Here is a 23,299-nt window from a genome sequence, read left to right as displayed (position 1 = left end):
AAAAGGACAATAAAATGCGACATCGTATGCATCTGTTTTTTGCACCATTAATCGCAATACTATTAGGCTTGATGATATCATCAAGCTACGCCAAAGAACGCATTGTAACAGCAGGAGGATCAATCACAGAGATCATATATGCTTTATCTGCACAAGATGAATTAGTCGGTGTTGACATGACCAGCACTTATCCGGAGCAGGTCAAACAACTCCCTCAAATTAACCATTGGCATCAATTAAATATCGAAGGGATTTTATCGCTAAAACCGTCATTATTTATTACTTGGCAAGATAGTGAACCTAAACAGATTTTTGATCAATTGCGTCAAGCTAAAGTCAACGTCTTACAATTACAACGCGTGCCAAACAATTTACAGCTTTTGCTCAGCAATATTAAACTGATCGCTAAAGCTATACATCGCGAACCCCAAGGTGAAGCACTAATCGCGAAAATTAACCATCAAGTGCAATCAGTACAGCAACAAATTGCGGCTCAACAGTCTTCGCCGAGAGTCTTGTTTTTATTTAGCATGTCGGGAATAACACAAGTCTCTGGTAAAAATACGGTTGCGGATAGCATCATGACACTAGCGGGAGGGGAAAATGTGGCAACACATCATTTTTATAAAAATTACAGTAATGAAGCACTGATTACTGCTAATCCCGATATTATCATTGTAACGAGTCAATCTTTACAAGCCATGGGTGGTAAAGAAAATTTAGCAAAAATCGCTGGAGTAACCCATACCAATGCCTGGAAACATAATCGAATTGTTGATATCGATCAGGCTTTAATTCTTGGTATGGGGCCTCGAATTGGTGATGCCATCGAAATTTTATACCGTGGTTTTTATCCAGACATAAACCAATGATCCAATAGCTACCCATCACCACAAGCATTATGTTCGTCGATACACGGCATAATGCTTATTAAAACAGATTTTAGTAGCAGATCTCATAACAAGGTTGATAAGCCGTACCGCCCGGTAATTTCATTCGATGCTGCTTAACAAAGCTATTTAATAGCGTGTCAAGCTGTCGCATAATTTGCGGATCACCTTGCAACTTATATGGCCCATATTTTTCGATTTGCTTCATACCCGACTCCTTCACATTCCCCGCCACAATACCGGAAAATGCGCGGCGTAAGTCAGCAGCTAAATGTTCAACGGGCTGATCTTTATGTAGATTTAATGCTGCCATATTGGCATGAGTCGGATCAAACGGATGTTGTAAATCTTTTGCGATTTTTAGCGTCCAATTATAACCATACGCATCGCCACTGGTTAAGCGTGAAGCTTTAACTTGTTTTACTCCACTTTTCATAATACGCGCCACTTCTTGTGGATTATCAATCACAATTTGATAAAGCTTTGTGGCTTGTTCACCTAACGTGCTATGAATAAAATTATCAATCGCGGCAAAATAGTCTGTACACTCTTTTGGCCCAGTTAAAATCAACGGTAACGCTTGGTTTTCATTAGCAGGATCAAGCAAAATACCCAAAATATAGAGCAGTTCTTCCGCCGTACCCGGACCACCTGGAAAAATAATAATCCCGTGGGCCATACGAACAAAAGCTTCTAAACGCTTTTCAATATCAGGCATGATAATCAATTCATTAACCAACGCATTAGGAGGTTCAGCTGCGATGATGGATGGTTCAGTCATACCAATAAAACGGCTTTCTTTATAGCGTTGCTGTGCATGACCGACAGCCGCTCCCTTCATCGGCGCTTCCATAATACCAGGCCCACAACCCGTACAAATATTGAGTTCTCGCAGTCCAAGTTGCATTCCCACTTGCCTTGCATAATAGTATTCAACTTCATTAATTGAGTGACCACCCCAACAGACAATTAAATTGGGATCTTCACCAACATGTAATGCATTCGCATTACGTAAAATCGAAAACACTAAATTGGTGATATAAAATGAGCTGTTTTCTTTATCAAGCTCTGGCGTTAATATGCCTTTAATTGCCGCTATTTGACTATTTACAAATAAGATATCGCGCAAAACTGCAAAAAGATTAGCCTGTATTGAGCGAATAATTTTACCATCTACAAAAGCACTTTGTGGTGGATTAACCAATTCGAGTTTTACGCCCCGTTCTTTGCTGATCACATTAATTTCATATGACAAAAATTTATCAAGCAATTCTTTCGTATTATCCGTCTTACTACCAGCATTAAGTGTTGCCAATGAACAGTTTCGAAATAATTGATAGAGTTCACTATTAGCAGATCGCTTTAACATATCAACTTCAATTTGAGCCAACAAATCCATCGATCCTAATGGGCTAATATGGGTAATCACATAAACCTCTCTTTTCTACTTAGCTAGTTATTAATGCTATTATTCTATACAATATCACAATTCAACGTTTAACGATTGTGCGCTATTTTTGATTTTGTTACGTTTTTAACCACAATAAGTTTTAAACTTAATCAAGCATAGCCAATTTATTCGTAAAACTAAAGCACTTAATTTGGCAAGATAGAAATATGGCAAACTCACCGTCTCAAGCGTTACAACAATTTACTCAAAATTATATAGATCTTTGGCAACAACAGGCTCATCATGCAGCCAAAAGTAGCGAATTATACGGTATTCCATCACCATGCATTGTTGATACGCAAGACTTAGCGGTGTTTTGGCAACCTATCCGACCAAATACACATACCTTAAATATTGTTGAGGAAGTGATTAACTTGACCATTCACCCTGCTGCCCACCAATTTTACGGTACACAGTATGCCGGTGATATGACAGCAATGCACAAAACCTTACCAATAACGTTAATTCAGGTTTGGAATGATGATGATTTTTCGCGTTTAGAGCAAAATATCATTGCACACTTAACCATGCAAAAACGCTTAAAACGTCGTCCATCCATTTTTATTGCTAGTACTGATGATGATACCAAATTAGTCGCGATTGATAATCAAACGGGTAACGTTATTCTTGAGAATTTAATTGATTATCAAAATGACATTTTAGCGGAAGATCTCTCAACATTTCTGCTAAATTTAAAACCTATTGCTCAATCGCTTTTATCGGGCGTATAATGCTCAGTTCAATTTTAGAGTGAGTAAATTCCATGTTTGAAAATTTAGCGGCAGCACCCGCTGACCCGATTTTAGGTCTTGCTGATGTATATAATGCCGATGAACGCATCAATAAAATTAATCTGTGTGTCGGCATCTATAAAGATGAAAATATGGTGACGCCTATTTTAGCATGCGTAAAGAAAGCAGAATCATTTTTATTAGAAAATGAACATAGCAAAGCTTATCTACCAATTGAAGGCTTAGCTAAATTTAACCTTGCTACTCAAAAACTGATTCTTGGCGAAGATAGCCCATTAATTAATGATCTACGCGTTAAAACAGCTCAAACCCCAGGTGGTACTGGAGCATTAAGAGTAATGGCTGATTTTTTAGTCCGTCGAACCAAAGTGCGTCGTATTTGGGTCAGTAACCCAACTTGGCCAAATCACCAAAGTGTTTTTCAAACAGCAGGACTCGAAGTAAGAGAATACCGTTACTATAATGCACAAACTCATGATCTCGATTTTGATGCTTTGATTGAAGATCTCAATCAAATTTCAGCAGGAGAGGCGGTGCTATTTCATGGCTGCTGCCACAACCCAACAGGAATAGATCCAACACCAGAACAATGGCAAATTATCGCAGACTTAGCCAAACAAAAAGGTTGGTTGCCTGTTTTTGACTTAGCATACCAAGGTTTTGGACAAGGCTTAGAGGAAGACGTGTTTGGTATTCGTCTATTTGCGCAAAGCCAACCTGAATTATTGATTGCAAGTTCATACTCAAAAAACTTTGGGCTTTACAATGAACGTGTTGGTGCTCTCACGTTGATTGCGGAAAATGCTGACATCGCTGATCGAGCATTTAGTCAGGTTAAAACCATTATTCGTGCCAATTATTCTAATCCACCGTCACATGGTGCAAATATTGTGGCTCATATTCTGACCAACCCAGAAATGAAAGAAGAGTGGATCGATGAATTAACCACAATGCGCCAACGAATACACCGCATGCGTCAGTTATTTGTAAAAACCTTACAGGATAAAGGTGCAAATCAAGACTTCAGTTTTATTGCTAAACAAAATGGTATGTTTTCATTTAGCGGCTTAACTGAACAACAAGTGATGGCCTTACGTAACGAGTATGGAATTTACATCGTGAAATCGGGTCGATTAAATGTGGCTGGAATGACCCTTGATAATATGTCTTTATTATGTGAGTCGATAGTTAAAGTATTATCATAGTCTGATCCCCATTACCCTGTTTGTATAATATCTCGACATCACAAACAGGGTCACGCTTTACATGCTTTTTTATATTGTTTATCTAACAATCCGTAGTATCTCAATTTAAATCAAGTATAATTCACCCCAAATTTTTAACATATAATTAGTTAAGTAGGATGTTATGAAACAAGATCGTTCGGTTATCGATCAATCACTTTTTTCGCTCAGTTGGCCTATTTTTATTGATATTTTTCTGCATCTTGCAACGTTATTTATCAATACGTACATGATTAGCCATGTCTCCATGTCAATGGTGGCAGCGACAACGGTAGGAAATCAATTTTTTGATATCTTTATTCCAATATTTAATTTTATTGGTATCGGATGCAGTGTGGTCGTCGCACAATATCTTGGTGCAGGTAATCGCGACTTAGCCCGCAAAGCCATTCACCTATCGATTTCATTTAATCTGGTGCTAGGCATTTTATGTTATGTGTTTATCTCTGTATTAGGCTACCAAGTCCTTATTTTGATGAATACACCAAGCTCAATTTTAGAGATGAGCTATGACTACTTTCATATTTTAGGAATATGTTTAGTTTTTGAAGCCATTGCCATCATTATGGCTTCTTGCTTACGCGTCTATGGCCAGTCAAAAGTTGCTATGTATGTATCGCTTATCATGAATGTCATCACCGTTATCGGTAATATGATTGTGCTTTACGGATTTTGGGGTATGCCGCAAATGGGGCTTGTTGGGGTTGCTTGGTCAACCGTTATTGGCCGTGTTGTTGGTGTTTCATTACTCTTTTGTTTACTGTTTTATGGATTACGAATTAAGGCCGAAATCTTTTTATTCTTTCACTGGAGTAAAACGATTCTTCGACAGATTTTTAAGATTGGTTTACCTTCTGCCGGCGAAAACCTTTCTTGGTCTGGCCAAGTACTGGTGATGACAGCGTTTATTGGTTTAATGGGTGAAACCGCCCTTGCGGCACAAGCTATCTTTTTCCAGATTTCCTATTTTATGATGCTTTTTGCAATTGCAATTGGTGTTGGTAACGAAATTATGATTGGCCACCTTGTTGGCGCTAAACGTTTTGATGATGCCTATAAACGCACTTTCAAAAGTTTACGACTTGGTATGATTGTTACCGCTTTTGTAGTTATCACATTTTTCCTAATCAGAGAACCACTTGTTACGTCATTTACTGAAGACTTAAATGTTGTGAATACAATTTTACCAATTTTTGTTCTATCGATTTTCCTTGAACCCGGGCGAACTCAAAATATCGTGATGGTCAATGCGTTACGGGCAACTGGCGACGCCAAATTCCCGTTTTATACCGCATTAGTCTGTATGTGGGGCATTGCGATCCCGATTGGTTATTTTTTAGGAATCACCATGGGCATGGGATTATTAGGTATTTGGATCGGTTTTGCTTGTGATGAATGGGTGCGAGGTCTTATCAACGCTTGGCGCTGGAAATCACGTAAATGGGAAGCAAAACGGCTTGATATTGACCATTAAATTTTAATATTGCTTTAATATTTATGTTGTACAATACCCATATTAATTGAACATGACAGGTCAACCTAATGAGAATTTTGCTTATTGAAGATGACACCTTAATTGGTGACGGTATTAATATTGGTCTAAAAAAATTAGGTTTTACCTTGGATTGGTTTACTGATGGGCAAGAGGGTGAAAACGCCCTTTCGCTTGCCCCTTACGATGCCGTTGTGTTAGATCTGACTTTACCCAAAAAAGATGGTTTAGCCATTTTGAAAAGCTGGCGTCAAGCAGGTCACACCACACCAGTATTGATTTTAACCGCCCGAGATGCAATTGAGCAACGCGTAGCAGGCTTACAGTCTGGCGCTGATGATTATGTTTGTAAACCCTTTGCCCTTTCGGAACTCGCCGCGCGCCTACAAGCCCTTATTCGCCGTAGTCATCAAAAAGTTGTGCCAGAACTTACTTTTGCTGATATTAGCTATAATCCGGAGACGCAAGAAGTCAAAAAGTCAGGACAACTTATTGTTTTAACAACAAAAGAGACGCGTTTGTTAGAACTGTTTTTACTGAATGCCAACAAGGTTCTATCACGTGATCTCATTCAAGAAAAATTATACAGTTGGTCTGACGATGTAGTTAGTAATACGGTTGATGTCTATATCCACAACTTACGGAAAAAACTCGGCAATAGCGTCATTAAAACGGTTTACGGTGCAGGCTATGCACTCAGTCAGGAAAAGGAGAGCAGTTAATGCGCTCACCAAGCTTGCGTGTAAAGCTTATTCTTTTTATTACCGGTATGCTATTTCTGGCTTGCTTGATCACCACGTGCCTGTCTTATTTTGAAGTAAAAAGTTCATTAAAACAGGTATTTGATAGCCAACAGTTATTATTTGCTAAGCGCCTTGCTACGCTAAATATTCATAGCTCTATGACGCCACAAACAAGCTATGTGAAATTCCCCAAAATTAAAGATGATGATATCAAAGCATTAGATTATGATGATGACGCCCTCGCGTTTGCTATCTTTAACCGACAAGGTGAAATGATCCTAAATGATGGTGAAGAAGGTCGGAAATTCTATTTCTATGGAGGATTTTTCCCGACACAAAAGCACCGAGCAATGATTAATGAACAGGGTAAATGGCGGATATTATGGTTGCTCAGTAATGACAATCGTACCATTATTGCAGTAGGACAAAAACTCAATTATCAACGTAATATATTAATTGATTTAATTTTTAAGCAAGCGATTACTTGGTTAATCATCTTTATCATTACAACGATCTTTATCGTACTATTTATTGGTCGCAGTTTCCAACCCATTAAAGTCTTAGCCAATAAAATAGCGAATCGTAAACCGGATGAGGATACGACGATTGGAATGCAAGGCATCGCAAAAGAGATACAACCGTTTATTCAAGCATTAAATAAACTGTTTAGTCGTATTTCATCAATGATAACTCATGAAAGGCAATTTATTTCCGATGCGGCTCATGAACTGCGTACACCACTAGCTGCACTGCGTGTACAAACAGAAGTTGCACAACTTTCAAGTGATGATCCCGTCAGCCAACAACGTGCATTGAATAACTTAATTATTGGTATTGATCGCACCACACATTTAGTTGATCAGCTCTTAACGTTATCACGCCTAGATTCACTGGAAATTCAAGATGAATTACAAGATATTCGTTGGTTAGAGCTCATTCATCACGTTGTCGACGAACTCAGTCCTCTTGCACAACAAAAACAGATCACAATACAAATCGATGAGCTAGCGGCTCATCAAATCATTGTTGGCCATCCTTTATTATTGTCTATTTTAGTGCGTAATTTAATTAATAATGCAATACGTTATATACCTCATGACTCACGTATCACGATTACAATTAAACAACACATGATTGTTTTTTCAGATAACGGACCAGGGGTAGATGCGGATATATTAGCCCGCTTGGGCGAACGTTTTTATCGCCCAGCTGGTCAAAAAGAGAAAGGAAGTGGTCTGGGTTTATCAATTGTTAAAAAAGTGGCTGAATTACATAAAATTACAGTCAGTTTTGACAACCAGCCACAAGGTGGCTTTGTTGTGACGCTGAATTATTAATTACACTTCAGGGAAGAAGTGGCAAGCAAATAGATAAATCCACAAAATAACAGCCAGTAAAACGGATAAGAAAACTGCGGCAGAACCATAATCTTTAGCCCTACCCGATAACTCATGCCGCTCTGTGCCAATGCGATCAACGATACATTCGATCGCACTATTAAGTAATTCAACAATCATAACAAACCCGACTGAACCAACAAGCAGTATACGTTCATAGATTGAAAAATCGATCAACATCACAACAATATATGCAGCAATTAGCAAAAACACTTCTTGCCTAAACGCAGTTTCATTTAAAAATGCTGATTTCAATCCCTGAATGGAATATTTCCCAGCATTAATGACGCGACGAAACCCCTTAGCCTTTGTCATAAAAATGCCTATTGTTTACCTTACATATCCATAATTCATTAAACGTTGGAAACGTCTTTCTAATAATACGGAACGATCCATATCTTCTAACTCATCAAGATCATCAATAAGTTGTTTTTTCAATGACGACGCAATCGCAGTATAGTCACGATGAGCGCCACCTAATGGTTCAGGAATAATCGCATCAATCAGATTCAATTTTAATAGCTTTTCAGCCGTCATATTCATGGCTTCGGCAGCTAATGGTGCTTTATCTGCACTTTTCCATAAAATAGAGGCACACCCTTCTGGCGAAATAACAGAATAAGTACTGTATTGCAGCATGTTGACTTTATCGCCAACACCTAATGCTAATGCACCACCAGAACCACCTTCACCAATAACCGTACAAATTGTTGGAACATTTAGGCGTGACATCTCACGTAAATTACGTGCGATAGCTTCTGATTGACCGCGCTCTTCAGCACCTATCCCCGGATAAGCACCTGGTGTATCAATAAAGGTAATGATTGGTAACTGGAAACGTTCCGCTAATTGCATTAAACGTAATGCCTTACGATAACCTTCTGGTGCAGGCATACCAAAGTTACGATAAATTTTCGTTTTAGTTTCACGACCTTTTTGATGACCAATGACCACAACGGGTCTTTCATCAATACGGGCAATACCGCCGACAATAGCCTTATCATCTGCATAAGCTCTATCACCATGTAATTCATCAAAGTCAGTAAACACTTCTTTGATATAATCAAGGGTATAAGGCCGATTTGGATGACGCGCCAATTGTGCAACTTGCCATGGTGTTAAATTTGAGAAGATTTTTTTGGTTAACTCTTTGCTTTTTTTATTAAGCTGTTTAATCTCTTCATCAAGATTAATATCCAATTGAACTTCTTGTGAGTCCATATTCTTTAATGAGTCAATTTTGGCTTCTAACTCAGCAACCGGTTTCTCAAAATCTAAGAAATTATTCATAACTATTAACTATTGCCTCTTATTATCTTGTTTTTTCAAACAAGATTATCAATCATTTTATTGTTGTCTTACGCTACACAACAATTAAGTTTCATAAACTTTAGTAATCACATTATACTAAATTTTAGTGTTAATTTCGCTAATTCTACTATGTATTAGGGAATAAGCGCCACAAATTTCATGATTTGTCGCTGATTTTATTTCACCTTTATTCGGCTAGCAGTACCATTTTATCAAGAATCTAATAGCCGAATCTGTATATGCATTAGTGATCAGTGTACGGCACCAACCTTAAGAAAACCTTAACTTAATCAAATTCAAGTTCAATACGCTCATTACCCAACAATCTTTTTAAATTAATCAATAATTCATCATTAGGTGTGATTCGCCAGGTCGTACCAAACTGGATTCTTGCTCGCGCACTCTCCGTTTGATAATAAAGATTAACTGGCACACTGCCATTACGATAAGGCTCAAATGAACGCTGTAATTGTTGTAAAAATGGACGATTAATATCGGCTTCCTGTAAAGAAACACAAAGCCCTTTAACATACTTTTCACGGGCCTCACTTAATTCAATAATATCTCTGGCCGACATTTTAAATCCACCATTAAAATCGTCCACACTCACTTGCCCTGATACAATTAATATCTTATCTTGTACTAATAAATGTTCAAATTTTTCTAATGTTTCGCCAAAAGCAATCACTTCAATACGACCCGACCGATCATCTAATGTAAATAATCCGATTCGATTACCTTTTTTAGTTAAACGGATTCTTGCGGCGATGACTAAGCCAGCAAAGGTCGCCATTTTACCCCATCCCGTTGGGTTAGCTTCACTAATACGCGCACCATTAGTATATCGCCCCAATTCTTTTAGGTATTGTGTTACCGGATGACCGGTTAAATATAATCCTAAAGCTTCACGTTCACCATCAAGAATCACTTGTTCAGGTAATTCCGCTACGTTAGCATACGCATATTCGACTTGTTCCGGCTCTTCGGCAAGCACCCCAAACATATCTTCTTGACCGATATCACGAGCTTTGCTGTGTTGATCGGCCGCTTGCATTGCATCACTAATACTATGCAAAATAGCCGCCCGATGGGGGCCTAGCTTATCAAATGCCCCTGCCATCGTCAGTTTTTCAAGAACACGTCTATTAAGCTTTTTGATATCGGTTTTGGCACAAAGTTCAAAAATATTTTTAAAAAATCCATTTTTACCTTGGCTATTGCGCGCTTCAACAATTGCTTCTATCGGCCCTTCACCTACACCTTTAATCGCACCGATACCGTAAACGATTTCACCTTTTTCATTAACATGGAAGTGATATAAACCACTGTTGATATCCGGTGGATTAACTTTAATCCCCATTCTTAAACATTCATCAACTAACCCCACGATTTTGTCGGTATTATCCATATCAGCCGTCATTACAGCTGCCATAAATTCAGCCGGAAAATGTGTTTTTAACCACAACGTTTGGTAAGAAACTAATGCATAGGCTGCTGAGTGAGATTTGTTAAAACCATAACCTGCAAATTTTTCTACTAAGTCGAAGATTTTCATCGACAACTCACCATCAACACCGCATCGTTCAGCCCCCTCTTTAAACACCGAACGCTGCTTTGCCATTTCTTCAGGTTTCTTTTTACCCATTGCGCGACGCAGTAAGTCTGCCCCCCCCAAGGTATAACCCGCTAAGGTTTGTGCAATTTGCATCACCTGTTCTTGGTAAAGAATAATGCCATAAGTCGGTTCTAAAATTGGTTTTAACGATTCATGTTGATATTGAATATCGGGATATGAGACCTCTTCACGACCATGTTTTCGGTCAATAAAGTTGTCCACCATCCCGGATTGTAAAGGCCCTGGACGAAACAAGGCAACTAACGCGATCATATCCTCAAAGCAGTCGGGCTTTAAGCGACGAATAAGGTCTTTCATGCCTCGTGATTCAAGCTGGAATACGGCCGTTGTTTCAGCGCGCAACAGTAATTCGAATGATAACGCGTCATCAAGTGGAATACGCGTAATATCAACCGATTCTTTACCTTCACGTTGCATCCGAGCATTAATCATCTCTATTGCCCAGTCAATAATCGTCAATGTCCGTAGACCAAGGAAGTCAAACTTCACTAACCCCGCATATTCAACATCATTTTTATCAAACTGGGTGACAGGGTGATGCCCCTCTGAATCGCAATAAATAGGAGCAAAATCGGTAATTTTGGTTGGTGAAATCACCACGCCACCAGCATGTTTACCAGCATTACGCGTCACCCCTTCTAACTGACGAGCAATATCAATTAAGCCTTTAACATCTTCATTATGATCATAAAGTTCTTGCAGTTGCGGCTCAACTTCAAAGGCTTTTGCTAATGTCATACCAGGATCTGGGGGAATCAATTTAGAAATACGATCAACAAAACCATAAGGATGACCGAGCACTCGCCCAACGTCACGGATTACCGCTTTTGCGGCCATTGTACCGAATGTAATAATTTGTGATACAGCATCGCGTCCATACATTTCCGCAACATGATCAATAACTAAATCCCGTTTATCCATACAAAAATCGACATCAAAGTCGGGCATCGATACACGTTCTGGATTTAAGAACCGTTCAAAAAGGAGATCAAATTCTAATGGATCTAAATCGGTAATTTTTAACGCGTATGCAACAAGTGAGCCTGCCCCCGACCCCCTACCTGGACCAACGGGTACCGCATTATCTTTTGACCATTGAATAAATTCCATTACGATCAAAAAGTAACCTGGGAATCCCATTTGGTTAATAACGCCAAGTTCAATATCCAAGCGTTCATCATATTCAACCCGTTTAACTTGACGCACTTGCGGATCGGGAAACAAAAACTCAAGCCTTTCTTCCAAACCAATTTTCGATTTATGAACTAAAAAGTCTTCGGTTGACATATCGCCAGTGGGGAACTGTGGTAGGAAATATTCACCTAAACGAATTGACACATTACAACGTTTAGCAATTTCAACACTATTGGCTAATGCCTCTGGAATGTCAGAAAATAACTCACACATTTCTGCTTCACTACGGAAATACTGTTGTGCGGTATATTTTTTAGGCCGCTTAGGATCATCAAGCGTGTCACCATCATGAATTGCAACGCGTATTTCATGCGCCTCAAAATCAGTGGCAGATAAGAATTTAACATCATTGGTCGCCACAACAGGCAACTGATATTGTTCTGCAAGTTTAAGTGCCTGGGTAATAAAAAAAGCTTCATTTTCACGGCCAGTTCGAATCAGTTCTAGATAACAGCAATCAGTGAAGTAAGTTTGATAAAATTCAATAGCGTCATTCACAATCACAGGGTTATTACGAATTAAACCAATACCGATATCACTGCGGTAACTGGCTAAAATAATTAAGCCGGCCTTATGTTCAATCAACCACTCTTTATCGACAATCGGACCATCACCCACATAACCACGCTGGTAAGCTTTAGAAATTAACAAGGTTAAATTCTGATATCCCTCATTATTTGCCGCTAATACCGTAATATCGTAGAAGTCTTCAAGTTCAGCATAACGAATTTTGAGATCGGCACCAATGATAGGTTTTACGCCTTTAGATAAAGCGCTGCCATAAAATTTCACTAAGCCACACAGATTAGTAAAATCCGTTATCGCGAGGGCTGGCATATCCAGTGATGCGGCTTGTTTAACTAAAACGCCTGTTTTAGCCACACCATCAATCATTGAAAAATCGCTGTGAACGTGCAAATGGATAAATTTAGGATCAGACATAACACATATTATTAATTAAATTTGCCTAAATTATAACATTAATTTACCCATCGGTTGAGATATTCTTATTATCAAAAATTGTGCATTTTATGATAACAAAAAACACCCTTTTTTTGAGATTGCTGTAGAATAAGCTCACACAATATTCATACTCCATATTCTGAATAAAGGCTGATTGGTAATGGATGAAAATGCAGACGTAATTGCCATGCTTTGTCGTCGTATCAAAATGGCAAGAATAGAGCAAAATTTATCTCAAATCGAACTCGCTGAGTTATCTGCTGTTGGGATTGCAACGATTAAACGTATTGAGTTAGGTGAATCGATCACGCTATTGACGTTGATTTCAGTATTACGTGGACTCGGTGAACTTGACCAGTTAAATAATTTGTTGGCCCACAATGAATTGAAAATTGCTCAACAAAAAAGCACACAACAAAGAAAGCGTAAAATCAAAGAACAGACTGACCATCCCAAAGATGATATTATGGACAATGACTTTATCCAGTCACAACTTAATAATATGCATTGGAAATATTAGTTTTTTTACTATAATTAACTATTATGATAAAAAAATAACGAAAATATTAAACATAAAGGCACTCAGAAGGTGCCTTTATAATATTAATCACAACGAATGGTAATCGCTAGACCACCACGAGACGTTTCACGATATTTAGAGTTCATATCTTTACCCGTCTCATACATAGTCTCGATCACTTTGTCTAAAGAGACTTTCGCCGCTGTCGTCCGCCTTAATGCCATGCGAGCTGCGTTAATCGCCTTAACGGATGCAATAGCATTACGTTCAATACAAGGGACTTGTACTTGTCCACCAACCGGGTCGCACGTTAAACCAAGATTGTGTTCCATACCAATTTCAGCTGCCATAAAGACTTGTTCAGCATTACCACCAAGCAATTCAGCAAGCCCCGCTGCTGCCATCGAACAAGCAACCCCAACTTCCCCTTGACATCCCACTTCAGCACCAGAAATTGACGCATTCATCTGATAAAGCTGACCTATCGCGCCACAGGTTAAGAAAAACCGAATATAAATATCGGGCGTAATGGGTGTCACAAACTTGTTATAGTAAGCCAATATCGCCGGAATAATGCCACATGCGCCATTCGTAGGAGCAGTAACGACTCGTCCACCGGCTGCATTCTCTTCGCTAGCGGCTAACGCAAACATATTCACCCAATCAATGATGATCATTGGATCACCGATGATTTTCTCAGAGCTATTTGCAAGCTGACGATATAACGAAAATGCACGACGAGGTACTTTTAATGGCCCTGGTAATAACCCTTCTGTATTCATACCTCGCTTGATGCAATCTTCCATGGTTTTACCAACGCGGATGAAATACGTTTCAATGTCATCATAACTGTGAAATGCCAGTTCGTTTTTCATAATAATACTGGAAACAGAGAGTGAATTATCATTGCAGTACTGCAACAATTTTTCTGCACTTGAGAATGGAAATGGCATATCAACGCCTGAATTGTCTTCCAAACCAAACTCTTCCTCAAGGACAATTTTACCGCCACCAACTGAATAATAGGTCTTTTGTAAGATTAACGTATCATCGTGGTAAGCAGATAACGTCATACCATTTTCATGTAGTGGTAAAAACTTAGAATGAAAATTCATGCTAGTTTCTAGTGGGAAATCAACTTCATATTGTCCGTTGTAGATGGGCAAACGGCCATTTTGACTCACTTGATTAATAAAACCGGGAATACTATCAATATTGACTGAATCGGGTTGATTACCGGCAAGTCCCATGATAATAGCAATATCTGTTTGATGACCTTTACCAGTCAATGACAAAGAGCCATAGACATCCGCCACAATTTTGGTGACAGATGGCATAAGATTTTTTTCGATTAATCCATCAATAAAGAGCTTCCCTGCTCGCATTGGCCCAACAGTATGGGAACTTGACGGTCCGATCCCAATTTTAAAAATATCAAATACAGAGCCCATTATTGCCTCCTTACACCTTATTTAGACATGATATATGTGTCTAAATAATCAAATTTCAAATTGCTTCACTGACTATTTTATGCTGTAAGCACGAGCAGTTAAAATCGTACTTACAGATTACTGTAGTTATACTAAGCTATACTAAATTGTATACCGCAGCCGAAATCGCAATGAATCCCATCACTACAATGAATACATTACTGATTTTGCCGCGATATTTTGCTAATGCAGGCAATTTGTGAATAGCATACATCGGCATTAAAAAGAGAATAATCGCTAAAATTGGGCCACCAAGGGATTCGATTAAACCAAGAATACTTGGATTTAACGTAGCAACAGCCCAAGCGGTGATAAACATAAAGATGGCCGCAATGTTATCTAAACGTTTTGATTCAATTGTTTTACCTTTACTACGCAGCGCTTTATTCACCATGCCATTAAACCCCTCTTTACCGCCAAGGTAATGACCTAAAAACGATTTAGACATTGCAATAAAGGCAATCGGTGGGCCGATATACTCAATGACAGGTGAATTAAAATGGTTAGCTAGATAGGATAAAATTGATATGTTTTGCGCTTTTGCTTCTAATAGCTCGGCTGGCGTTAAACACAGAGCGCAGCTAAATACAAAAAACATGACGGTCACAACCATCATGATATTACTGGCAGCAATAATGCGTGTACATTTTGGTTCAGCATATTTATCACCATATTCTTTACGTTTAGCAACTGCTAGCGATGAAATAATTGGCGAGTGATTAAAGGAAAAAACCATCACTGGAATCACTAACCATAAGGTCATCCAAATACCACGCCCTCCTGCTGCCACATTACCTGACCAAGAAAAATCAGTAAATATGGCGCCATTCCATTCCGGAATCAGGAACAAACCTAAAACCATCAAAACCGCAATAAATGGGAACACCAATATTGACATCACTTTAACAATTAAATTTTCCCCTAAATGAACAATCAGCATTAAAACGGCAACCAATATAAATGCTAATAACGCTCTAGGTGGGGATGCCATGCCTAATTGATGAACCATAAAACTATCAACAGTATTTGTAACACCGACACTGTAGACCAATAAAATAGGGTAAATAGCAAAAAAATAGAGAACTGTAATCCAATTACCGGCAGTCCGTCCAAACGCCTCTTCAACAACTACCGTAATATCACCATCTGAACTTTTTCCAGACAAAACAAATCGGCATAAGGCTCGATGAGCAAAAAACGTCATCGGGAAAGCTAAAACTAACATGACAACTAACGGTATAAGGCCTCCTGCCCCGGCATTAATTGGTAAAAATAACACACCAGCACCGATTGCTGTACCATACAAACTTAGCATCCAAATGGTGTCACTCGATCGCCACTTAGGCATTTGATTAGTACCGGTTACATCGTTTTGGGTATTGATTGTCTTGCTCATGTAGAGTCCTCTTTATCAATGAGTCATTTATTTTTAAACTCATTAAATCATAACAAAAATTGACAGTTTAAGGAGTGACCACCATCACAAAAGAAAGAATAATATGAATATATTCAATAACTTAAAAAGATTCCATTTTGATACTTTAGGTTAAAAAAGTGCATAAGGTATCACAAATGATACTGATTAAGTAAGTGTTGGCAGTTAAGATATTTATTTTGATATGTTATGAGAGGAAAACCAAATATTTTTTTATTAAAAAACAAATACATGGTTTCACATAATAGACGAAATCACCTAAAAAGTAAATTGAATTCCAACATATTTAACGGTGAGTTTGTTCCAATTTGAGTAACCAATTTTTACGCCATAACCCGCCCCCATAACCAGTCAATTTACCATCTGCACCAATAACGCGATGACAAGGAATCACAATACTAATTTGATTCATCCCATTTGCATTAGCAACCGCTCTTATCGCTTTTGGCTTATCAATAGATTGAGCTTGCTGTTGATAAGAGCGAGTCTGACCATAAGGAATACCAATCAATGCTTGCCAAACCTGCTGCTGAAAAGTCGTCCCTTTAAGATCAAGTTGTACCGTAAAATGCTGTCGCTGACCGTTAAAATATTCATTGAGTTCGAATTTAGTCTGTTTAATATGGTGATTTTCGCCACGGATTAACGTTGCATTATAACGTTTTACAAGCTGTTTAAGTTCAGTTTCTAGCATACGTCTATTGGTAAATTCAAGTAAGCATAGCCCTTGCTGAGTTGCAGCAGCAAACATCGTACCAATCGGAGTTTCAATACGCTGTAAATAAATAATATTGTGTTGTTTAGCCATTGAAGGAGCAACACCAAATATCGTTTTAAATGAATCACTAAAACCACTGAGTGATTCAAAACCACTATCATAAGCAGAATGAATAACGGACTCACCGTCTTGGATCTTTTTCAGTGCGATATTAATACGATTCATTCTTTGAAAAGCATGAAATGTCATGCCATGATGTTTAACAAACCAGCGTCGTATTGTATGAGGTTCAAGACCTCGTTCACGTAAACTCGAATCAGAGAGTTTGATATTTGGATTTTGTTCCATAAAAGACAATAAATTAGCAATGTCTGTTGGTGTCTGATCGGGTAAGAACTGAGGCTTACAAATTTTACACGGCCGATAACCACTCACTATCGCATCATGTGCTGAACTAAAAAATTCAACATTTTCCGCTTTCGGTTTACGTGCGGTACAAACTGCACGACAAAAAATCCCCGTGGTTTTAATTGCAGCATAAAATAATCCATCATATTGTGAATCCTTATGAATTAATGCTTGATACATCTCTTGAAAAGTCAGTTTCATATTCAATGTGTTATGTCGGGTTTATTTAGAATGAGTGTAAGCCTTTTCAATACAACACGACAACCGAAAATTTAACAACTATTTTTAAACTGACAGGGTGTATGAGGTGATTAACGCAACGATATTTAACAATATACCCTTTCGAGTTATAAAATTGCCTGCTAAACTAATGCCATTTTCTGTCTTAAATTGGGATACATCATGCGTACAAGTCAATATCTTCTCTCTACATTAAAAGAAACGCCAGCGGATGCTGAAGTTGTCAGTCATCAATTAATGCTTCGTGCGGGAATGATACGAAAAGTAGCGGCCGGTCTATATACTTGGCTACCAACTGGCTATCGAGTACTGAAAAAAGTTGAAAATATTGTTCGCGAAGAAATGAACAACGCTGGCGCCATTGAAGTATTGATGCCGGTCGTACAACCTGCTGACATTTGGCAAGAAAGTGGACGCTGGGAACAGTATGGCCCGGAACTTTTACGTATCAAAGATCGTGGTGATCGTGAGTTTGTATTAGGACCAACGCATGAAGAAGTCATTACCGATTTAGTGCGTAATGAAGTAAGTTCTTATAAGCAGCTCCCGTTAAATTTTTTCCAAATTCAAACCAAATTCCGTGATGAAGTACGTCCACGTTTTGGTGTGATGCGTTCTCGCGAATTTATTATGAAAGACGCTTATTCATTCCATACAACACAAGCGTCGTTACAAAAAACTTATGACGACATGTATAATGCCTATAGTGCTATTTTCACCCGCGTCGGGCTTGATTTTAGAGCCGTCAGTGCTGACACGGGTTCAATTGGCGGTAGTTGGTCTCATGAATTCCAAGTATTGGCTGACAGTGGTGAAGATGATATTGTGTTTTCAACTGGATCCGATTATGCCGCCAATATCGAAATGGCAACCGCACAAGCGCCGACGGCAACACTTGCCGCACCAACTAAGGCCATGGAGCTGGTTGATACACCGAATGCCAAAACCATTGATGAATTAGTTTCTCAGTTTAATTTAGCCATTGAAAAAACGGTTAAAACACTCATTGTAAAAGCAGCCAAAGACAGCGGCCATCAATTTGTTGCCTTATTAGTCAGGGGTGATCATACCCTTAATGAAGTAAAAGCTGAGAAATTAGATATTATTGCTTCACCATTAGAGTTTGCTAATGAAGAAGAGATTCGCACAACAATTGGTGCCGGACCGGGATCACTTGGCCCGGTTAACCTCAATTTACCAATTATTATCGATCGTGACGTTGCGGTGATGAGTGATTTTGGTGCTGGCGCTAATATTGATGGTAAACACTATTTTAATATTAATTGGCACCGTGATGCAGTATTACCACGCGTCGAAGATATCCGTAACGTGGTTGAAGGGGATATCAGTCCAGACGGTAAAGGGACATTGCAGATTAAACGTGGTATTGAAGTTGGTCATATTTTCCAACTTGGCACAAAATATTCGCAAGCAATGAATGCGACCGTTCAAGGTGAAGATGGTCAAAATCATGTCATGATTATGGGATGTTATGGGATTGGGGTAACGCGCATTGTGGCGGCCGCGATTGAACAACGTAATGATGAGCGTGGTATTGTATGGCCTGAAGCCATTGCACCATTCAGCGTCGTCATTATTCCAATGAACATGCATAAATCGGAAAAAGTACAACAAACGGCCGAAAAACTTTATGCTGAACTTAAATCAGCGGGTATTGATGTCCTATTTGATGACCGTAAAGAACGTCCGGGTGTAATGTTTGCTGATGCAGAATTAATTGGTATCCCACATACAATTGTTATTGGTGAACGTAATCTTGATAACGGTGAAGTCGAATATAAATACCGCGCGGGCGGTGAAAAAGAGATGATTGCTGTGGATAACATCATTAATATCATTAAAGCAAAATGTCACCCATAACCAGTTCATATTCGCGTTAGTCAATTCAGCGAATAATTTCACGATCCCTTATTATTTTTAATAAGGGATTTTTTATTGTTTATGCTTTTGGTTTCCACCGTCGTAATAATAATGCATTAGTGACAACACTGACGCTACTTAATGCCATTGCAGCACCCGCAATCATTGGATTTAATAGCCCTAATGCGGCAAGTGGAACACCAATAAGATTATACACAAACGCCCAAAATAAATTTTGCTTAATTTTATTATACGTTCTTCTTGAGATATCAATCGCATCGGCAATCAACAAAGGATTGCCTCGCATTAACGTTATGGCAGCCGTATGCATCGCAACGTCTGTCCCCGTTCCCATCGCAATCCCGATATCTGCTGCAGCCAGAGCAGGCGCGTCATTGACACCATCTCCGACCATCGCAACTTTACCATAGGTTTTTTGCAGTTGATAAATGTGATCAGCCTTATCTTGAGGCATCACCTGTGCAACAACGTGATCAATTGAGAGCTGCTGGGCAACATGATTTGCTGCATTAAGATTATCTCCCGTGAGCATAACTGTTTTAACATTAAGATGATGCAAAGCATCGATAGCCGGTTTCGCTTCCGGTTTAACCACATCAGCAAACCCCAACAAAGCAAGCACCTTAATCTGATCGCCACTTTGCATAGCTAGCCAAGAAATGGTATAACCGTTATGGGCTAATTCATCCGTCGTTCGTTGCAAATCACCAAAATCAGCATTCAATGATGCCATCCAATGCGTACTCCCTAAGTAATAAGGTTGGTCAGCAAGAGTAGCTTTAATTCCTAGTCCAGCAACATTGGTAATATTTTGTGCATAACGATATACAATATGACGCTCATCAGCTTTGCTTAGTACTGCTTTTGCTAACGGATGTTCGCTTCCCGCTTGAATTGATGCCGCAATATTCAATAAGTGATCATCATCACCACTGATGGTTTTAAAAACCACTAATTCAGGTTTACCGACGGTTAATGTCCCAGTTTTATCAAATGCAACCGCTTTAATACTGTGCATAGTTTCAAGAGCCAAGGCATCTTTGATTAGAATACCGTGACGAGCAGCCACGCCAGTGCCTACCATAATCGCCGTCGGTGTCGCAAGGCCTAATGCACACGGACAAGCAATCACCAATACAGCAACCGCATTTAATAACGCTAGCGTCCAATCATGGGTTGACATTCCCCAAGCAAGTAAAGTGATGAATGCAATAACCAAAATAACGGGTACAAAAACCGCACTAATGCGATCGACAATGCGTTGAATCGGGGCTTTTTGTGCTTGAGCGGATTCAACTAATTGAATGATTTTAGCCAGCATTGATTGCGCTTCGACCGCCGTTGTTTTCACAATTAATAAGCCTTCTCCATTAATAGCACCTCCCGTCACACTGTCGCCGACGGTTTTACTAACAGGTAAACTTTCACCCGTTATCATGGATTCATCACTACTTGATACCCCCTCTAATATCAAGCCATCAACGGCAATTCGCTCACCAGGTTTAATGATCACCATGTCATTCAATTTCACGTGATCAATTGGTAATTCAATCTCTTTATCACCACGTTTTACTCTTGCGGTTTCCGGTCTTAAAGAGGTTAATGCTTCGATAGCTTGGGTTGTTTGATGTTTTGCTCTTGCTTCAAGCCATTTCCCCAATAAAATAAGCGTTATGATAATTGCCGACGATTCAAAATAGAGATGTGGCATGTGATTACTGTGCCAGTTAACAATCAATTGATATAGTGATAAGCCATAAGCTGCACTGGTTCCCATCACAACAAGTAAGTCCATATTACCACTAAGCGCCTTTACCGCCTTCCACGCACTACGATAAAAACGCGCCCCCAGTATAAACTGTACTGGTGTCGCAAGTAACAACTGCACCAAACCAGGTAACATCCAATCAATACCAAACGGTTCAAGCAACATTGGTAACAATAATGGTAGCGCAAGTCCCGCGGCAATAATCACCGGCCATAATGACGGCTGCTTAGGTTTGTGAATAAGTGGTTTGGTCTCATCAACAAATGTTGCCTGATAACCAGCATCATCAATAGACTGAATTAAAGCTGCAATATCTAAATGCGTGCCTTTTATGGTCGCTTTTTCTGTTGCTAAATTAACTTGAGCACTTTCTACACCCGCCACTTTATAAAGTGCTTTTTCAACGCGATTAACACAAGAGGCACATGACATACCATTTATCGATAATACAATATCTTGTGAATCATGTTCTGATGGCAAGGCTATGGGATGGTATCCCGCATTCTCTACGGCTTCAAATAATGACGCAATATTGATGGGTGTTGTGGTTTGGATCGTGACTTTTTCCGTCGCCAAGTTAACACTCGCTTCAGTGACACCGCTTACTTTGTTCAATGCTTTTTCAACACGGTTCACGCAAGAAGCACATGACATCCCTTCAACCATAAATTGATATTCTGCCATTTTTATCTCCTATGCTTGGCTAAATTCAATTTCAATAATGACACTATAAACCTTACCATGATAGTAAGGTCAATCTAATTAATGATAAAAATTTAATCAATAATCCTATTTTTCATTACTCACTTGAAATGAACTAGCTTATCATATTACAGTGATATGGCGTTTCCTTAATAACGAGCAAGCGATGCCTTTAAAAAATAATTCAGAAAATACAAAAAAAGTACTCGATTACCGATTCTCTTTTGCAAACGAACGCACTTTTTTATCTTGGATAAGAACCGCACTCGCTCTCCTTGCCGGTGCCGTAGCTATTGATCAGTTTGTGACAACGGTTGAATATCCGTTTATTCGTATTGGTTTAGCTATCATATTAGCCATCATTGCAGGCGTGCTAGCAATCAGTGCCTTTTTACGTTGGCGGGCGAATGAAAAAGCCATGCTAGAGGAGCGCGCATTACCTTACAATCATCTATTGTCAATTATTGCTATTTTAGTACTGATTGCAGCAACCTGTTTTGTCATGCTGTTTTTGGTTGGACATTAACGACAATGCTTAAACCGGTCACCAAAGATCCCGGCTTACAGCGGGAACGAACCCAATTAGCGTGGATGAGAACACTATTTCTTTTTGCATTAGTTGGCATATTTATGCTGCGTGTTGGAATGATAGAAAAAAGCATTTTACTGTGCCTTGCGGGTATAGTACTTGTTGTTCAGCTAGTGATCGTCAAACTCTACCAATATTATCATCCTGCCTATTTTAATGAATATCAATCACGTCCCCCCACCACATTACTCTGTCTCGTGACCTGCACCATTTTTTTAGTTAGTCTCTTCGTTATCAGTCACTATTTAACGGTTTAACCACTGAGATATAACGCATTAAAATAACCCCAAATAGCATGATAAAATGTGTGTTTTGAAATCAAATCAATGAATCATTGACTCGATTGAATAAATAATGCTGGTTTTTCACCCGAGGATATGGTATAAAACGCGCGCATCTTTCTATTTGTTTTTAACATCTGGAAGATGAATTTAATTTAATTAACGTTATAACAC

Annotated in this window: 18 protein-coding genes; 10 read left to right on the top strand and 8 right to left on the bottom strand. The window is 39.0% G+C overall.

Annotation, left to right across the window (positions count from 1 at the left end):
* Positions 1-14 precede the first annotated feature (14 nt).
* Positions 15-872, top strand: coding sequence for a heme/hemin ABC transporter substrate-binding protein (locus ABEA36_RS10490; protein ID WP_345491886.1), 858 nt, complete (start codon positions 15-17; stop codon positions 870-872).
* Between the two features lie 70 nt (positions 873-942).
* Here ABEA36_RS10490 and ppnN read toward each other — a convergent pair whose 3' ends face one another.
* Positions 943-2,319, bottom strand: a complete 1,377-nt coding sequence (gene ppnN / locus ABEA36_RS10485) for a nucleotide 5'-monophosphate nucleosidase PpnN (RefSeq protein WP_345491884.1) — start codon at positions 2,317-2,319, stop codon at positions 943-945.
* A gap of 188 nt (positions 2,320-2,507) precedes the next feature.
* Here ppnN and syd point away from each other — a divergent pair, with 188 nt between their 5' ends.
* The 5 genes from syd (at position 2,508) to qseC (ending at position 7,908) form a co-directional block, all read left to right on the top strand.
* A complete protein-coding gene (syd, locus tag ABEA36_RS10480) occupies positions 2,508-3,071 on the top strand; it encodes a SecY-interacting protein (protein ID WP_345491882.1) in 564 nt (187 codons plus the stop codon).
* A gap of 32 nt (positions 3,072-3,103) precedes the next feature.
* Positions 3,104-4,297 (top strand): amino acid aminotransferase, encoded by a 1,194-nt coding sequence (locus ABEA36_RS10475; protein ID WP_345491881.1) that lies wholly within the window; start codon positions 3,104-3,106, stop codon positions 4,295-4,297.
* Between the two features lie 163 nt (positions 4,298-4,460).
* Complete coding sequence (locus ABEA36_RS10470) at positions 4,461-5,810, top strand: MATE family efflux transporter (RefSeq protein ID WP_345491879.1); 1,350 nt, start codon at positions 4,461-4,463, stop codon at positions 5,808-5,810.
* A gap of 68 nt (positions 5,811-5,878) precedes the next feature.
* Positions 5,879-6,550, top strand: a complete 672-nt coding sequence (locus ABEA36_RS10465; protein ID WP_345491876.1) for a response regulator — start codon at positions 5,879-5,881, stop codon at positions 6,548-6,550.
* Positions 6,550-7,908 (top strand): quorum sensing histidine kinase QseC, encoded by a 1,359-nt coding sequence (gene qseC, locus ABEA36_RS10460; protein WP_345491874.1) that lies wholly within the window; start codon positions 6,550-6,552, stop codon positions 7,906-7,908. Before ABEA36_RS10465 ends, qseC begins: the two co-directional genes overlap by 1 nt.
* Here the strand turns inward: qseC and ABEA36_RS10455 are convergent, their stop codons facing one another.
* From ABEA36_RS10455 to dnaE, 3 genes are all read right to left on the bottom strand, one after another.
* Positions 7,909-8,283 (bottom strand): diacylglycerol kinase, encoded by a 375-nt coding sequence (locus tag ABEA36_RS10455; RefSeq protein ID WP_345491872.1) that lies wholly within the window; start codon positions 8,281-8,283, stop codon positions 7,909-7,911.
* 15 nt (positions 8,284-8,298) lie between these two features.
* Entirely contained in the window at positions 8,299-9,258 is a 960-nt protein-coding gene (gene accA, locus ABEA36_RS10450; RefSeq protein ID WP_345491870.1) for an acetyl-CoA carboxylase carboxyl transferase subunit alpha, read from the bottom strand.
* Between the two features lie 307 nt (positions 9,259-9,565).
* The gene (gene dnaE / locus ABEA36_RS10445) at positions 9,566-13,051 is read right to left on the bottom strand and encodes a DNA polymerase III subunit alpha (protein WP_345491868.1); all 3,486 of its coding nucleotides are present in this window, start codon (positions 13,049-13,051) and stop codon (positions 9,566-9,568) included.
* 181 nt (positions 13,052-13,232) lie between these two features.
* On the opposite strand from dnaE, the gene ABEA36_RS10440 reads away from it, so the two are divergent.
* Positions 13,233-13,592, top strand: coding sequence for a helix-turn-helix domain-containing protein (locus tag ABEA36_RS10440; RefSeq protein ID WP_345491865.1), 360 nt, complete (start codon positions 13,233-13,235; stop codon positions 13,590-13,592).
* A gap of 83 nt (positions 13,593-13,675) precedes the next feature.
* Here the strand turns inward: ABEA36_RS10440 and ABEA36_RS10435 are convergent, their stop codons facing one another.
* The 3 genes from ABEA36_RS10435 to ABEA36_RS10425 form a co-directional block, all read right to left on the bottom strand.
* On the bottom strand, positions 13,676-15,043 hold the full coding sequence (locus ABEA36_RS10435; RefSeq protein ID WP_345491863.1) for an L-serine ammonia-lyase: 1,368 nt from the start codon (positions 15,041-15,043) through the stop codon (positions 13,676-13,678).
* Between the two features lie 136 nt (positions 15,044-15,179).
* Positions 15,180-16,478 carry an HAAAP family serine/threonine permease gene (locus ABEA36_RS10430; protein WP_345491861.1) on the bottom strand — a complete coding sequence of 433 codons (1,299 nt, stop codon included), beginning with the start codon at positions 16,476-16,478 and terminating at the stop codon, positions 15,180-15,182.
* Between the two features lie 325 nt (positions 16,479-16,803).
* On the bottom strand, positions 16,804-17,844 hold the full coding sequence (locus ABEA36_RS10425) for a bifunctional transcriptional activator/DNA repair enzyme AdaA (protein WP_345491859.1): 1,041 nt from the start codon (positions 17,842-17,844) through the stop codon (positions 16,804-16,806).
* Between the two features lie 201 nt (positions 17,845-18,045).
* On the opposite strand from ABEA36_RS10425, the gene proS reads away from it, so the two are divergent.
* Positions 18,046-19,764: a proline--tRNA ligase gene (proS, locus tag ABEA36_RS10420; RefSeq protein WP_345491857.1), complete on the top strand. Its 1,719-nt coding sequence runs from the start codon at positions 18,046-18,048 to the stop codon at positions 19,762-19,764.
* A gap of 79 nt (positions 19,765-19,843) precedes the next feature.
* Here proS and ABEA36_RS10415 read toward each other — a convergent pair whose 3' ends face one another.
* Positions 19,844-22,237 carry a heavy metal translocating P-type ATPase gene (locus tag ABEA36_RS10415; RefSeq protein ID WP_345491855.1) on the bottom strand — a complete coding sequence of 798 codons (2,394 nt, stop codon included), beginning with the start codon at positions 22,235-22,237 and terminating at the stop codon, positions 19,844-19,846.
* A gap of 184 nt (positions 22,238-22,421) precedes the next feature.
* Here ABEA36_RS10415 and ABEA36_RS10410 point away from each other — a divergent pair, with 184 nt between their 5' ends.
* Together ABEA36_RS10410 and ABEA36_RS10405 are read left to right on the top strand one after the other, a co-directional pair.
* Positions 22,422-22,781 (top strand): YidH family protein, encoded by a 360-nt coding sequence (locus tag ABEA36_RS10410; RefSeq protein ID WP_345491853.1) that lies wholly within the window; start codon positions 22,422-22,424, stop codon positions 22,779-22,781.
* A 5-nt stretch (positions 22,782-22,786) separates the two neighbouring features.
* Positions 22,787-23,101 carry a DUF202 domain-containing protein gene (locus tag ABEA36_RS10405; protein WP_345491850.1) on the top strand — a complete coding sequence of 105 codons (315 nt, stop codon included), beginning with the start codon at positions 22,787-22,789 and terminating at the stop codon, positions 23,099-23,101.
* Positions 23,102-23,299 lie beyond the last annotated feature (198 nt).

It is taken from the genome of Orbus sasakiae, from assembly GCF_039542345.1.
GTDB lineage: Bacteria > Pseudomonadota > Gammaproteobacteria > Enterobacterales > Orbaceae > Orbus > Orbus sasakiae.
This window is presented reverse-complemented; position numbering and strand designations above follow the sequence as displayed.

Bases quoted from the DNA above. Each gene is read 5' to 3' on its own strand.
- ABEA36_RS10490 (WP_345491886.1), top strand. From the start codon at position 15: ATGCGACATCGTATGCATCTGTTTTTTGCACCATTAATCGCAATACTA.
- syd (WP_345491882.1), top strand. From the start codon at position 2,508: ATGGCAAACTCACCGTCTCAAGCGTTACAACAATTTACTCAAAATTAT.
- ABEA36_RS10475 (WP_345491881.1), top strand. From the start codon at position 3,104: ATGTTTGAAAATTTAGCGGCAGCACCCGCTGACCCGATTTTAGGTCTT.
- ABEA36_RS10470 (WP_345491879.1), top strand. From the start codon at position 4,461: ATGAAACAAGATCGTTCGGTTATCGATCAATCACTTTTTTCGCTCAGT.
- ABEA36_RS10465 (WP_345491876.1), top strand. From the start codon at position 5,879: ATGAGAATTTTGCTTATTGAAGATGACACCTTAATTGGTGACGGTATT.
- qseC (WP_345491874.1), top strand. From the start codon at position 6,550: ATGCGCTCACCAAGCTTGCGTGTAAAGCTTATTCTTTTTATTACCGGT.
- ABEA36_RS10455 (WP_345491872.1), bottom strand. From the start codon at position 8,283: ATGACAAAGGCTAAGGGGTTTCGTCGCGTCATTAATGCTGGGAAATAT.
- accA (WP_345491870.1), bottom strand. From the start codon at position 9,258: ATGAATAATTTCTTAGATTTTGAGAAACCGGTTGCTGAGTTAGAAGCC.
- dnaE (WP_345491868.1), bottom strand. From the start codon at position 13,051: ATGTCTGATCCTAAATTTATCCATTTGCACGTTCACAGCGATTTTTCA.
- ABEA36_RS10440 (WP_345491865.1), top strand. From the start codon at position 13,233: ATGGATGAAAATGCAGACGTAATTGCCATGCTTTGTCGTCGTATCAAA.
- ABEA36_RS10435 (WP_345491863.1), bottom strand. From the start codon at position 15,043: ATGGGCTCTGTATTTGATATTTTTAAAATTGGGATCGGACCGTCAAGT.
- ABEA36_RS10430 (WP_345491861.1), bottom strand. From the start codon at position 16,478: ATGAGCAAGACAATCAATACCCAAAACGATGTAACCGGTACTAATCAA.
- ABEA36_RS10425 (WP_345491859.1), bottom strand. From the start codon at position 17,844: ATGAAACTGACTTTTCAAGAGATGTATCAAGCATTAATTCATAAGGAT.
- proS (WP_345491857.1), top strand. From the start codon at position 18,046: ATGCGTACAAGTCAATATCTTCTCTCTACATTAAAAGAAACGCCAGCG.
- ABEA36_RS10415 (WP_345491855.1), bottom strand. From the start codon at position 22,237: ATGGCAGAATATCAATTTATGGTTGAAGGGATGTCATGTGCTTCTTGC.
- ABEA36_RS10410 (WP_345491853.1), top strand. From the start codon at position 22,422: ATGCCTTTAAAAAATAATTCAGAAAATACAAAAAAAGTACTCGATTAC.
- ABEA36_RS10405 (WP_345491850.1), top strand. From the start codon at position 22,787: ATGCTTAAACCGGTCACCAAAGATCCCGGCTTACAGCGGGAACGAACC.